The organism is Streptomyces sp. NPDC054840, from assembly GCF_053611065.1.
In genome coordinates this window covers 1-12,761 of the sequence record NZ_JBSGZP010000152.1, presented here as the reverse complement: position 1 = coordinate 12,761, position 12,761 = coordinate 1, and the positions used below count along the sequence as shown (strand labels likewise).

Genomic DNA, 12,761 nt, shown 5'->3' with positions numbered 1-12,761 from the left:
CGGCCGGCGGGCCGGGCGGGGCACAGGTTCGCATGGGGTGCGGCGGGTCCTACTCCTCGCCGGCCAGGGTGAGCCGGCGGAGCTTCTGGCCCGCGTAGACGGTGGCGCCGACGGTGACCGCGCAGAGCAGGATCGCGGCGGTGGGCAGGCCGACGGTGGCGTCGACATACCCGTTCCCGGCGACCTTCTCGGCGACGGACAGGGCCCACTGCTGGACGCTGAGGGTCTTGGCTCCGGCGACCAGGCTTCCGAAGAGCGACTCCCAGATGAGGGCGTAGACCAGGCCGAAGACGACCGCGTGCCGGCTGACGGTGCCGAGCAGCAGGAACAGCGCGCTGTAGGCGATCGAGGCCACGAGGGCGGCGATCGTGTAGGCGACGGCGATCTGCTGGCCGTTTCCGTTGAGGATGAATCCGGCGATCAGGGTGGGGATCGCGGAGAAGACCATCGTGACGGAGATCGCCACGATCAGCTTGGTCATGATGATCTTCGGGCGCTTCACCGGCTTGGCGAGCAGGTAGACGATGGAGCCGTCGTCGATCTCGGGTCCGATGGCCCCGGTGCCGGCGATGACACCGATCAGCGGAACCATCGTGGCGAGGGCGAAGCCGCCGAGGAGGTCGGCCGCGACCTTGTCGTCCACGCCGACGAAGGCGCGCACGACGAGGGCGATGACGATCAGCAGGGCGGGCAGCGCGAAGAGGATCAGCGCGCGGCGCCGGCCGAGCAGGGCCCGGTAGGTGAGCCGGGCAACGGTGGGTTCGTACATGGTGCCAGCTCCTTTCAGGCCGCGACGAGGTAGGAGAAGACCGACTCGAGGGACTCGTCGGAGGGCGAGACCGTGAGCAGTCGGATGCCGTGTTCCCGGGCCACGCGGGGCAGCAGCTCGGTGAAACGGCCGAAGTCGACAGCCTGGATGCGCAGCGCGCCTTCCTTGAGGTCGACCTCGATGCCGGCGGTGGAGGGATCGGCGATCAGGGCCGCGGCGAGGACCCGGTCGTCGGAAGAGCGGATGAGGTACCGGTGCGGGCGGTCCGTCATCAGGCGGCGGATCTTGCGGAAGTCGCCGGAGGCGGCGTGCCGGCCGGCCACGACCACCTCGATGTGCGAGGCGAGCTGCTCGACCTCCTCCAGGATGTGCGAGGAGAACAGGACGGTGCGTCCCGCGTCGCCCATGCGTCGCAGCAGGTCCATGAGCTGCATGCGCTGGCGGGGGTCCATGCCGTTGAACGGCTCGTCGAGGAGCAGGACGGCCGGGTCGTGGACGAGGGCCGAGGCCATCTTCACGCGCTGGCGCATGCCCTTGGAGTACGTGGAGATCTTGCGGTCCTGGGCGTACTCCATCTCGACGGTGGCGAGCGCCCGCTGGGCGGCCGCGTCGTCGAGGCCGTGGAGTTCGGCGTTGGCGACGACGAACTCGCGGCCCGTGAGGAAGTCGTACATGGCCTCGCGCTCGGGCACGACACCGATCTGCTTGTAGACCTGCTCGTTCTGCCAGATCGGCGCGCCGTCGAGAGTGACGGTGCCCGTGGAGGGAGCGAGGAACCCGCCCATCATGTTGATGAGGGTGGATTTCCCGGCGCCGTTGGGGCCCAGGAGCCCGGTGACGCCGGGACCGATGCTCATGGTCACGTCGTTGACGGCGACGACGTTCCCGAACCAGCGGGAGGTGTGGTCGATGTCGATGGTGGTCACAGCCCGGCCTTCCGGTAGCGGGCCATCAGGGCGGCGTAGGAGCCGACGATGAGGCCGAGGGCGACGAGCAGGTAGACGACGCCGGTGCCGGCCGAGGGGCCCTCGCCGCCGGGGAAGGCGGAGGTCGCGTTCAGGAACGCGGTCTGTACGCCGTCGATGAGCGTGATCGGGGAGAACAGGCCCATCCACTCGATTGCTCCGGTGTTTCCGGTGCTGTAGGAGATCCCCTGGACCGCGGTCACGGCGCCGAACGGAATCAGGAGCACCGCGATGATCGCGGCGACGCCGAACCCGCGGCGCGGGGTGAGCGCGGCGATGACCAGGCCGAGGCCCGCGAAGAGCAGCGACAACAGCAGAACCGACACGAGTCCTTGCCCGAATCCTTCTGTCTGGTGGCCGAAGTCGAACTTCGCCAGGAGCGAGCCGATCCACATGATCAGCAGGGGGGTCGCGGTGAGGATGAACAGGGCCGAGGCCATGGCCGCGTACTTGGCCACGACGTAGTCGACGCGCTCGATGGGCCGCGAGAAGTAGAGCGGCACTGTCTTGAAGCGCAGGTCGCGCGAGACGGACTGCGGCGCCTGGGATGCGAGGAAGAGGCCGATGATCACCTGGGTGGTGAGGGCGTACGTCGTGTACTTGATCGGCAGGTCGGTGGAGCCGGGCACCGCGATGGCGACCGCGACGATGATCAGCGCGGGCACGCACATCACCGCGAAGAGGAGCATCGGCAGGACCTTGGACTTGGCGGAGCGGCCGAGTCCGAAGGCGCCGCGCAAGGACTGCGAGAACAGCGACTTGCGGGCGTAGGCGCGGCCGAGCCGGGGTCCGTCGTAGGACCGGTAGCCGATGTTGTGGATCTGGGTCGAGGTGTCAGGCGCCATCGGAACCGGCTCCCTTCTGCTGGACGGTGGGCGAGGGCTGGTCGTTGGCGCGGAAGACCTCCGCGATGTGGTGGCGGCGCTGCTCCATGCGGACCAGGCCGATGCCCAGGTCGGCGACGGTGTCGCGGACGGTGTCGTACGTCTCCTCGCCGGTGGCTTCGACGAGGAGGATGTGGCCGGCTCCGGGCAGGCCCTGCTCCTCGCCGATGTGCAGGGTGATGCCGGCCTCGGTGAGCGCCTTGCGCAGGGCGGCGGTGCCGTCCGGGTGGGTGTCGGAGTCGGTGACCTCGACCGCGAGGGTCGTGGTGATCTGGGTGAAGTCACTGGTGGAGCTGGAGCGCAGCAGCTTGCCGCCGTCGACGACGACCACGTGGTCGCAGGTCCGCTCCAGCTCGCCGAGGAGGTGGGAGGTGACCAGGACGGAGATGCCGAAGTCGGTGTAGATCCGGCGGATCAGGCCGAGCATCTCGTCGCGGCCGACCGGGTCCAGGCCGTTGGTCGGCTCGTCGAGGAGCACCAGCTGGGGGTCGTGGACGAGGGCCTGGGCGAGCTTGACGCGCTGCTTCATGCCGGTGGAGTAGCCGCCGATGGGGCGATAGCGCTCCTCGTACAGCCCGACGTGGCGCAGGGTGTCGGCGGTGCGCTCGCGGGCCGCGGTCGGCGGCAGCCCGGACATGCGCGCCATATGGACGACGAACTCGGTGGCCGATACGTCGGGTGGCAGGCAGTCGTGCTCGGGCATGTAGCCGACGCGTTCACGGATGGCGCTGCCATGCGTGTGGACGTCGAGGCCGAGCACGGCGGCGCTGCCCTCGGTGGCGGGGGACAGTCCCAGCAGAATCTTGATCAGCGTGGACTTGCCGGCTCCGTTGGCACCAACGAGGCCGGTCACACCAGGCCCGATGTCCAGGGAGAGCCGGTCGAGGGCGGTCACTCGGGGGTACCGCTTGCTCAGGCTTTCGGTCGCGATGACAGTCACGGGTTCGACGTTAGTGGCGTAGCTCTCGTGAAACGTCAGACCTGGAGCTGGATCCCGTCTCAGCCTTCAGGCGTACACGCCCGTACTGGAGGCTGATGTGGACCCGACAACTTTGTCCACAGGTCCGTGCACGACCCTTGACGCGATCTCCGGTCATTGTCACATTCATCAGTGTCAACTTACGGGCGCGTACGGCTACACGGATGGACGGCTGACATGGCTGGGGACACCAAGCAACGCACCGCGCGACTCTCCGGACGACGCTCCGCCGACCTGAGCGGCTTCAGAGAGGTGCAGCGCCTCTCGTACGAGTGCGCCGAGGCCGTAGCTGCCCAGCTGCGGCCCGGGGTGACCGAGCGCGAGGCCGCGCGGATGCAGCGCGAGTGGCTGCGGGAGCGCGGGGTACGGGACTGGTTCCACCTGCCGTTCGCCTGGTTCGGGGACCGTACCGCCTTCGCCAACTTCAGGATCCCGCTCCAGTTCTTCCCGACCCATCGGAAGCTGGAGCCGGGGATGCCGTTCATCCTCGACATGGCACCGGTCTACAAGGGCTACGCGGCCGACATCGGCTATTCGGGCAGCCTCGGGCTCAATCCGGTGCAGGACCGGCTCATGTCCGATCTCCAGGCGCACCGGGTGCTGATCCTGGAGCAGGTGCGCGAGGGCCGCTCCCTGCGCGAGATCTACGAGAACGTCGAACGGCTGATGACCCGGCAGGGGTACGCCAACCGGCACCGGGCCTACCCCTTCGGCGTGATCGCGCACAAGATCGACCGCGTCAAGGAGCGGCGCTGGTCACCGACCGCCTTCGGCTTCGGCACCCAGTCCCTCAAGGGACTGGCCAGTGACGCCCTGCGTGGCCACCGAGAGGGCTGGTCCCCGCTGTGGAGCCCCTACCACTTCTCCGACCATCCGCCGCAGCCCGGCCTGTGGGCGGTGGAACCCCACCTCGGATTCCGGGGTACCGGCGCGAAGTTCGAGGAGATCCTGGTCGTCACCGACTCCCGGGACCCCGAGGAGAGCGCGTTCTGGCTGGACGACGATCTGCCGCACGTGCGGCGCTGGGCCGAGGAGGAGGCAGCATGAGCGACATGGGTGGAGCGGCAGCGGTGGGCCTGGCGGGTGCGCGCGAGCGCCGGGTGAGCACCGGTGGGATCGAGCTGTGCGTCGTCGAGCTCGGTGAGACGGGCCGGCCGACGGTGGTGCTGGTGCACGGCTACCCGGACAGCAAGGAGGTCTGGTCGGAGGTCGCCGAGCGGCTCGCGACGCGCTTCCACGTGGTGCTCTACGACGTACGCGGCCACGGGCGCTCCACCGCGCCGCAGCCGCTGCGCGGCGGCTTCACCCTGGAGAAGCTGACCGACGACTTCCTGGCGGTGGCGGACGCGGTCAGCCCGGACCGGCCCGTGCACCTGGTCGGCCACGACTGGGGCTCCGTACAGGGCTGGGAATTCGCGACGGTCGCCCGCACCGAGGGCAGGATCGCCTCCTTCACCTCGATGTCGGGACCCTCCCTCGACCACTTCGGGCACTGGATCAAGAAGCGGATGACGCGGCCGACCCCGCGGGCAGCGGCGCAGCTCCTCGGCCAGGGCGCCAAGTCCTGGTACGTCTACCTGCTGCAGACCCCCGTGCTGCCGGAGCTCGCCTGGCGCGGGCCGCTCGGCAAGCGGTGGCCCGCGATGCTCCAGCGCATCGAGAAGGTTCCCGCCGGCTCCTATCCGACGGCCTCGCTGCCTTCGGACGCGGCACACGGCACCTGGCTCTACCGCGACAACGTGCGGCCGCGACTGCGCCGGCCGCGCCCCGACGCGTACGCCCACGTACCGGTGCAGCTGATCACCCCGACCGGGGACGCCTTCCTGTCCGAGCGGCTCTACGACGGTCTGGAGCGGTGGGCCCCGGACCTCCTGCGGCGGACCCTGCCCGCCAAGCACTGGGTGCCCCGGACCCGGCCCGACCAGCTGGCGGCCTGGATCACCGAGTTCGTCGACGACCGGGAGGAGCCCGCCACGCGGGCGCCGGAGCAGAGGGCTCCGGGCAGGTACGCCGACCGCTTCGCGGGCCAGCTCGTCCTGGTCACCGGCGCGGCCAGCGGCATCGGCCGGGCCACGGCCTTCGCCTTCGCCGAGGCCGGGGCCCGGGTGATCGCAGTCGACCGCGACGGGGAAGGCGCGGCGCGTACGGCCGACATGGCCCGCCTCGTCGGCGCCGCCGGGGCCTGGCCCGAATGCGTGGATGTCAGCGACGAGCAGGCGATGGAGAAGCTGGCGGCGAAGGTCGCCGCCGAGTACGGAATCGTCGACGTCCTCGTGAACAACGCCGGGATCGGCCTGTCCGGCGCTTTCCTCGACACCACCGCCGAGGACTGGAAGAAGGTCCTGGACGTCAATCTGTGGGGCGTCATCCACGGCTGCCGGATCTTCGGGAAGCAGATGGCCGAGCGCGGCCAGGGCGGGCACATCGTCAACACGGCCTCCGCCGCCGCCTACCTGCCCTCCAGGACCCTGCCCGCCTACAGCACCTCGAAGGCCGCGGTGCTGATGCTGTCGGAGTGCCTGCGCGCGGAACTGGCCTCGAAGTCGATCGGCGTCTCCGCGATCTGCCCGGGCATCGTCAACACCAACATCACAGCCACCTCGCGCTTCGCCGGGGTGGACGAGGCCGAGGAGAAGCGCCGCCAGGAACGTTCGTCGCGGCTGTACGGGCTGCGCAACTTCCCGCCGGAGAAGGTCGCCGAGGCGATCCTGCGGGCGGTGGTGCGCAATGAGGCCGTCGTACCGGTGACTCCGGAGTCCAAGGGGGCGCTGTGGATGTCCCGCTTCGCCCCGCGCGCCCTGCGGCGTATCGCGAGGCTGGAGCCAAAGCTGTGAGCGGGCCCGCGGACCGGACGACCGGCACTCGATCAGCCCGCGGCTACGCGCGGCGCGTCGAGGGGATGGTCGTGGTCGCGCCCGTGCTGGCGTGGCTGTGGTGGTGGGGGGCCTCGTACCTCATACGCAACGACCCGGAACTGGGCGGCCGGCTGCGCTACTCGCTCGGCGCGCACAACCGCGCGGTGGCCAAGGGACTGCTGCCCCCGTGGAGAGAGCTCGGCATGGCCATACCCCGCTACTTCCGGCGGTCGTACCATCCCTCGCAGGAGGGCTCGCTGCGCAGGGCGGTCGAGTACCTTGCGGCTTCACCTGCCGCCCGGGCCGCAGCGGGCGCGGTCGGCCGAGCCGCGATGTCGTAGGGAGCCGGGATTGTCCGATCAGGCGGTAGCCGAGTACCGGATTGAGGATCTGGCACACCACAGCGGGGCGACGGTGCGCACGATCCGGGCGTACCAGGACCGTGGCCTGCTGCCGAAACCGGAGCGGCGGGGGCGTTCCAACGTGTACCGGGCCACGCACCTGGCGCGACTGCGCCAGATCGCGGACCTTCTGGACCGCGGCTACACCCTGGCCTCCATCAAGGAACTGCTGGAGGCCTGGGACGCGGGGCGCGGTCTGGGCGGCGTACTCGGGCTGGTCGCCGAGGTGAACGGCCCGTGGACCGACGAGGAGGCGGCCCGGATCAGCCGGGAGGAGCTGAACGAGCGGTTCGGCGGCCGGCCGGACGACGACGCCGTGGACGAGGCGTGCGAGCTCGGGGTGCTGGAGCGGATTCCGGGGCGCCCGGACCAGTTCCTGGTGCCCTCCCCGCAGGAGCTGGCGGTGGCCGCCGAGCTGTACGCGGCCGGGGTGCCGCTGGTGGCGATCACCGGGCACCTGCGGGAACTGCGGGGACAGGTGGAGCACATCGCCTCGCGGTTCCTGGAGTTCACCACCGAGCACGTCTTCGCGCGCTACCTCGGGCAGGTGCCGCCCACGGACGCGGACGCGGCGGAGGCGGCGACGATGGTCCGGCGGCTGCGGCCGCTGGCCCAGCAGACCGTGGACGCGGAGCTGGCGCGGGCGATGCGGCTCTTCGCGACCCGTCACCTCCAGCGGCACCTGGGATCGGCCGGTGCACCGGGGCCGACGGGTCCCTCGCCGGTGGCGTTGCCGGCCGGGACGGTACGGGCGGTGCAGGATCTGGTGGGCGCCGACCATGTGGCGGAGTTCGTCCGGGCCGCGACGGAGCGGGAGCTCCAGGCCCGGACGATGAACGATCTGGCGCGGCGGGGCGAGCGGTGACGCCGTGACGAGCGGTGGCGCCGGGGCGGGTGGCACGGCGGGGCGAGCGGTGACGCCGGGGCGAGTGGTCACGGCAGGCGAGTGGTCACGGCGGAGGGCTCGGTCACACCCGGTCGAACCCCGATCCACAGCTTCCACAGGTTCCACAGGGCGGATCACGCGTTTGTCGTCAAAACCCACCCAAACGGCTGTGGACAAGTCCCCTTTTCCTGTGGGCAACTGAGCCGTCGTCTCACCTGACGGTCTCGTACGCCGCCTTGACGTGGCGCACTCCGTCCACCGGGGCCGCCTTCGCGCTCCGGCCGAACCTGGAGCTGGAGCCGGGACCGGAGCCGGTCCCGTACAGGAGGGCGGCCAGGGCCAGGCCGAGGATCCCGCCGACCAGCTGGGCGCCGACGAATCCGGGCAGTGACTCGGGGGCTATGCCGGTGAAGGAGTCGCTGAAGCTGCGCCCGATGGTGCCCGCCGGATTGGCGAAGGAGCCGGAGGAGGTGAACCAGATCGCGGCCGCGATGTACGCGGCGACCGCCGGGGGAATGAGCCCTGGGCGCCCGGTCCGGCCGAGGCCCTGGATCAGGAGGACCAGACCGGCGGTGGCGACCACCTCGCCGATGAGCAGGTGACCGCCGTCGCGTACCTGGGTGGCGAAGGCTCCCGGGGTCCGGCCGAACATGACTTCCGCGATGAGGGCTCCACCGATGGCTCCGGCGCTCTGGGCTGCGGCGTAGACGAGCGCCTCGCGGCCGCCCAGGCCGTCGCCGCCGGTCCGCCGGGACCACCAGGAGGTGAGGGTGACCACCGGGTTGAGGTGGGCTCCGGACAGCGGCCCGAAGATCGTGATGATCAGCCCGAGGCCGATGGCCGAGGCGAACGAGTTGGCGATGAGGGCGACACCGGTGTCGCGGCTGAGCTCGGCGGCCTTGAGCCCGGAGCCGATCACGACCACGAGCAGGCCGGCGGTACCGACCAGCTCAGCAGCGGCACGGCGCGACAGTGAGGATTGGGCTGTCATGATTTCTCCCCCTGAACAGAGTGACAGTGGAAAACATATTCCGCATCTTGGAAGAGCGATAGAGGGTGTCCACGAGCTGTCACCACCGGCCTCCACCGGAAAATCCCTGCCGCAAACACGCCCGACGGGGCACGCTGGGGCCATGGATGAAAGACGCACCGTGAAGGTGTCGAAGTACGTCTCCAAACACCTGCGGCACCAGCCGGAACGGATCGGACTGATGCTCGACCCCCACGGCTGGGTGGAGATCGACGAGCTGCTGAGCGCGGCAGCCGCGCACGGCTTCCCCTTCAGCCGGGCCGAGCTCGACCACGTCGTCGCGGCCAACGACAAGCAGCGGTTCGCCGTCGACGGCACCCGGATCCGGGCCAGCCAGGGGCACACCGTCGCCGTGGACCTGGACCTTCCGGAGGCGGAACCGCCCGCGTACCTCTATCACGGCACGGTCGCCGCCGCCCTGGAGCCGATCCGCGCCGAGGGTCTGCGCCCGATGGCCCGCCACCATGTGCACCTGTCCCCCGACCGGGAGACCGCCACCCGGGTCGGCGCGCGCCGCGGTCGACCCGTGGTGCTCAGCGTGGACGCCGGGGCGATGCGAGCGGCCGGGCACGTCTTCCGGATCAGCGCCAACGGGGTGTGGCTGGTGGACGCCGTACCGCCGCAGTTCCTGCGCTTCCGGTAGACCCGCGGCAGGGCGCCGGAATTCACGCGGAGATTGTCCGACCATCCCCCTAATGTGTGAACCACTCCGGGATCAGTGAGGGGGGACCTCGCGATCGCCGAACCATCCCTGCACGCACGCGAGGTGACGCCCTATGACGTCCACATCCACGCCCCCGTCCACGCCCCCGTCCACGCCTCCTTCCACGCCCCACAGCTTCCAGGTCGATCTGCGCGGCTTGGTGGACCTCCTCTCCCACCACCTCTACTCCAGCCCGCGCGTCTACGTCCGCGAGCTCCTGCAGAACGCGGTGGACGCGATCACCGCGCGCCACGCCCTCGATCCGGTGGCGGAGGTACGCATCCGGCTCTCGGCATCCGGCGGCCGCGTGACCATCGAGGACAGCGGCATCGGCCTGACCGCCGCCGAGGCCCACTCCCTCCTCGCCACCATCGGCCGTAGCTCCAAGCGTGGTGGCGACGGCGCCGGGCTCAACGAGCAGGGCCTGGAGGCGACCCGCCAGGAGTTCCTCGGCCAGTTCGGCATCGGCCTGCTCGCGTGCTTCGTCGTGGCCCGCCAGATCCGGGTCGTCACCCGCTCCGCCCGCGACCCTGAGGCCGCGCCCGTCGAATGGCTGGCCACGGACGACGGTTCGTACACCGTCCGGGAACTGCCCCACGAGGCACGACCGGATCCCGGCACCACCGTCGTACTGGAGGCCCGCCCGGGTGCCGCGGAATGGGCCGTCCCGGCCAAGGTCGAGGAACTCGCCCGCGACTACGGCTCCCTGCTGCCGTACGCCATCACCTTCGACGACGCCGAGGGCGGCGAGCCGCGCCCCGTCACCGACCGCCCCGCCGTGTGGGACCGTCCCTTCCCCACCCCTGCCGCCCGTCGCGTCGCGCTCGCCGGCCACTGCGCGCAGCTTTTCGGGTTCACCCCGCTCGACAGCATCGACCTCGACCTGCCGGTCGCCGACGTACGCGGGGTGGCGTACGTCCTTCCGGAACCGACCAGCCCCGCCCACCGGGCCGGACACCGCGTCCACCTCAAGGGCATGCTGCTGACCGACCGGGCCGACAACCTGCTGCCCGACTGGGCGTTCTTCGTCCGTGCCGTCCTCGACACGGACACCCTGCGCCCCACCGCCTCCCGCGAGAACCTGTACGACGACGAGACCCTCTCCGCGGTACGGGACGCACTCGGCGCCCGCATCCGCGGCTGGCTCGCCGAGCTCGCGGCGAGCGATCCGGACCGCCTGGCCGCCTTCCTGCAGGTCCACCACCTCGGTGTGAAGTCCATGGCCCGGCACGACTCCGAGCTGCTCGGGCTGATGCTGCCGTGGCTGCCGTTCGAGACCAGCGACGGCTCCATGAGCCTCCAGGAGTTCGCGGCCGCCCACACGGACATCCACTTCACCCGCACCGTCGAGGAGTTCCGGCAGATCGCACCGATCGCCGCCGCCCATGGGCTCGGCGTCATCAACGCCGGATACACCTACGACGCGGACCTGCTGGCCCTGCTGCCCGCCGTGCGGCCGGAGCTCAAGGTCACCGAGCTCGACGCCGGGGCCGTCACCGAGCGGCTCGACCCGGTGGCGACCGGTACCGAACTGGCGCTTGCCCCGTTCCTGGCCACCGCGCGTACCCGCCTGGAAACCCAGGGCTGCGACGTGGTGCTGCGCGCCTTCCAGCCCGTCTCGGTGCCCGCGCTGTACCTCGACGACCGACAGGCCCGCCAGGAACGCGACCGCACCGCCGCGCTGGAGAGCGCCGACTCCCTGTGGAGCGGCATCCTCGGCGCCCTGCGCGGCTCCGCACCCCGCGCCCGTCTGGTCCTCAACCACAACAACCCGCTCATCCGCCGAATCGCCGCGCTGCCCGACGAGGCACTGACCGGCACGGCCGTCGAATCGCTCTACGGGCAGGCCCTGCTGATGTCCCAGCGGCCGCTGCGCCCCGCCGACTCCACCCTGCTCAACCGGGCTTTCCTCGGGCTTCTGGAATGGGCGACCCACTCCACCGATGCCCGCGACGCCCAGGAGGAACAGAAGTGACGACGCTGACGCGCGAGGAGATCGTGCGGGGTCTGGCGGAGAACCGCGAATCGCCGAACGGTGCCGTGCGCAACGCGCACGCCGAGGCCTTGGCCGGCGCGGCGGAGACGAGCGGTGATCAGGCCCTGTTCCGCAAGGCCCTGGACAACCTGATCAACGCCTACCTCTACAGTTCCGAGTCGTCCGGGATGCTGGTCCCCTTCGCCCGGCTGCTCCAGGAGTACGACAGGGACCCGGGCGCCTTCTCCCACTGGGAGGCGCACTCACTGTTCTGGCAGTTCAAGTGGGTGGCCACGGCCATCTCCGACTCCCCCGGGATTCCACTGGAATCGGCCACCGGCTGGCTGGACGAGATGGAACGCCGCTACCGGATCGCCGGCTACAGCGAGCGGCCCGTACGCGAGGCCGAGCTGTGGCTCGCCGACGCGATCGGCGAGGACGAGCGCGCCGAGCGGGCCTTCCGGCGCTGGCTGGCCGCCGAGCGGGACGAGATGAGCGACTGCCGGGCCTGCGAACTCAACGGCCAGGGTCAGTACGCCGTCCTGCATGGCAACGACGCTGGGGCCCTGGAGCTGTGGAAGCCCGTCCTCGACGGTGACCTGACCTGTGCCGAGGAGCCCCACCGGCTGCTCGCCACCTCGCTGCTGCCGCTGCTGCGGCTCGGCCGCGCCGACGAGGCGCGCTCCCACCACCTGCGCGGCTACCGCATGGCCCGCGGCAACGAGAGCCTGCTGCCCTCGGTCGGCAAGCACATCGAGTTCTGCGCCCTCACCGGCAACGAATCCCGCGGCCTTGAGATCCTGGCCGACCACGCCGCCCATGTGGCTCCGCTCGCCAACCTCGACGACCGGCTGGCCTTCCACGGCGCCATCCTCGTGCTGCTGCGCCGCCTGCGGGAACTGGGGCACGGGCGCACCCCGGCCGTGCCCTACGAAGGAACCCCCCGAACCGTCGACGAGCTGTACGGGGTGCTGTACGCGGGCTGCCTGGACATCGCCCGGCAGTTCGACGCGCGCAACGGCACCACCCGGGTCTCGGACCGCTTCCTCGCACAGGTCCGGCGGGAACCGCTGCTGGCGGCGCTGCCGCTGGGGGTGCGCAGTGCGGCGCTGCCGCAGACCGCCCCGGTCCCCGTTCCCGCTTCCCCTTGCCCGGGCCCCGGGCCGGCCCTGACGGCCGCCGACTTCACCGAGCTGGTGGAGCGGGCCCGCCGCGCCCGGGACCTGGGCCATCCGGGTGCAGACGCGCTGTGGGCCGAGGTGGCGGTACGGCTGGACGCCCAGCCGGAGGCCGATCCGCTGGTCCGCGCCGACC

The 12,761-nt window shown here is 70.9% G+C and carries 10 protein-coding genes and 2 pseudogenes; 7 read left to right on the top strand and 5 right to left on the bottom strand.

Annotated elements, in window-relative coordinates; translation table 11 throughout:
• Window positions 1-49 precede the first annotated feature (49 nt).
• From ACWGIU_RS13935 to ACWGIU_RS13920, 4 genes are read right to left on the bottom strand one after another with little or no spacing between them, the layout of a single operon-like run.
• Window positions 50-769: an ABC transporter permease gene (locus tag ACWGIU_RS13935; RefSeq protein ID WP_453705498.1), complete on the bottom strand. Its 720-nt coding sequence runs from the start codon at window positions 767-769 to the stop codon at window positions 50-52.
• A 14-nt stretch (window positions 770-783) separates the two neighbouring features.
• Entirely contained in the window at window positions 784-1,695 is a 912-nt protein-coding gene (locus ACWGIU_RS13930; protein WP_453705496.1) for an ABC transporter ATP-binding protein, read from the bottom strand.
• Complete coding sequence (locus ACWGIU_RS13925; RefSeq protein ID WP_453705494.1) at window positions 1,692-2,579, bottom strand: ABC transporter permease; 888 nt, start codon at window positions 2,577-2,579, stop codon at window positions 1,692-1,694. Before ACWGIU_RS13925 ends, ACWGIU_RS13930 begins: the two co-directional genes overlap by 4 nt.
• Window positions 2,569-3,558: an ABC transporter ATP-binding protein gene (locus tag ACWGIU_RS13920; RefSeq protein WP_453705492.1), complete on the bottom strand. Its 990-nt coding sequence runs from the start codon at window positions 3,556-3,558 to the stop codon at window positions 2,569-2,571. Before ACWGIU_RS13920 ends, ACWGIU_RS13925 begins: the two co-directional genes overlap by 11 nt.
• A gap of 216 nt (window positions 3,559-3,774) precedes the next feature.
• On the opposite strand from ACWGIU_RS13920, the gene ACWGIU_RS13915 reads away from it, so the two are divergent.
• From ACWGIU_RS13915 to ACWGIU_RS13900, 4 genes and pseudogenes are all read left to right on the top strand, one after another.
• Window positions 3,775-4,644, top strand: coding sequence for a M24 family metallopeptidase (locus ACWGIU_RS13915; RefSeq protein ID WP_453705490.1), 870 nt, complete (start codon window positions 3,775-3,777; stop codon window positions 4,642-4,644).
• On the top strand, window positions 4,641-6,431 hold the full coding sequence (locus tag ACWGIU_RS13910) for an SDR family oxidoreductase (RefSeq protein ID WP_453705488.1): 1,791 nt from the start codon (window positions 4,641-4,643) through the stop codon (window positions 6,429-6,431). The genes ACWGIU_RS13915 and ACWGIU_RS13910 overlap by 4 nt, the downstream gene beginning before the upstream one ends.
• A gap of 41 nt (window positions 6,432-6,472) precedes the next feature.
• Window positions 6,473-6,793, top strand: a pseudogene (locus ACWGIU_RS13905) (metal-dependent hydrolase); the annotation flags it as partial.
• A gap of 10 nt (window positions 6,794-6,803) precedes the next feature.
• Complete coding sequence (locus ACWGIU_RS13900) at window positions 6,804-7,718, top strand: MerR family transcriptional regulator (protein ID WP_453705486.1); 915 nt, start codon at window positions 6,804-6,806, stop codon at window positions 7,716-7,718.
• A gap of 232 nt (window positions 7,719-7,950) precedes the next feature.
• On the opposite strand, the gene ACWGIU_RS13895 is transcribed toward ACWGIU_RS13900, so the two are convergent.
• Window positions 7,951-8,730: an aquaporin gene (locus tag ACWGIU_RS13895; RefSeq protein ID WP_453705484.1), complete on the bottom strand. Its 780-nt coding sequence runs from the start codon at window positions 8,728-8,730 to the stop codon at window positions 7,951-7,953.
• 142 nt (window positions 8,731-8,872) lie between these two features.
• On the opposite strand from ACWGIU_RS13895, the gene ACWGIU_RS13890 reads away from it, so the two are divergent.
• From ACWGIU_RS13890 to ACWGIU_RS13880, 3 genes and pseudogenes are all read left to right on the top strand, one after another.
• Window positions 8,873-9,412, top strand: a complete 540-nt coding sequence (locus ACWGIU_RS13890; protein ID WP_453705482.1) for an RNA 2'-phosphotransferase — start codon at window positions 8,873-8,875, stop codon at window positions 9,410-9,412.
• A gap of 133 nt (window positions 9,413-9,545) precedes the next feature.
• Window positions 9,546-11,447, top strand: a complete 1,902-nt coding sequence (locus tag ACWGIU_RS13885) for an HSP90 family protein (protein ID WP_453705480.1) — start codon at window positions 9,546-9,548, stop codon at window positions 11,445-11,447.
• A pseudogene (locus ACWGIU_RS13880) lies at window positions 11,444-12,761 on the top strand (tetratricopeptide repeat protein); the annotation flags it as partial. The gene ACWGIU_RS13885 and the pseudogene ACWGIU_RS13880, both read left to right, overlap by 4 nt.

What these genes read in the sequence shown, in the direction of transcription:
- ACWGIU_RS13935 (WP_453705498.1), bottom strand. Translation starts at nt 769, where the DNA reads ATGTACGAACCCACCGTTGCCCGGCTCACCTACCGGGCCCTGCTCGGC.
- ACWGIU_RS13925 (WP_453705494.1), bottom strand. Translation starts at nt 2,579, where the DNA reads ATGGCGCCTGACACCTCGACCCAGATCCACAACATCGGCTACCGGTCC.
- ACWGIU_RS13915 (WP_453705490.1), top strand. Translation starts at nt 3,775, where the DNA reads ATGGCTGGGGACACCAAGCAACGCACCGCGCGACTCTCCGGACGACGC.
- ACWGIU_RS13910 (WP_453705488.1), top strand. Translation starts at nt 4,641, where the DNA reads ATGAGCGACATGGGTGGAGCGGCAGCGGTGGGCCTGGCGGGTGCGCGC.
- ACWGIU_RS13895 (WP_453705484.1), bottom strand. Translation starts at nt 8,730, where the DNA reads ATGACAGCCCAATCCTCACTGTCGCGCCGTGCCGCTGCTGAGCTGGTC.
- ACWGIU_RS13890 (WP_453705482.1), top strand. Translation starts at nt 8,873, where the DNA reads ATGGATGAAAGACGCACCGTGAAGGTGTCGAAGTACGTCTCCAAACAC.
- ACWGIU_RS13885 (WP_453705480.1), top strand. Translation starts at nt 9,546, where the DNA reads ATGACGTCCACATCCACGCCCCCGTCCACGCCCCCGTCCACGCCTCCT.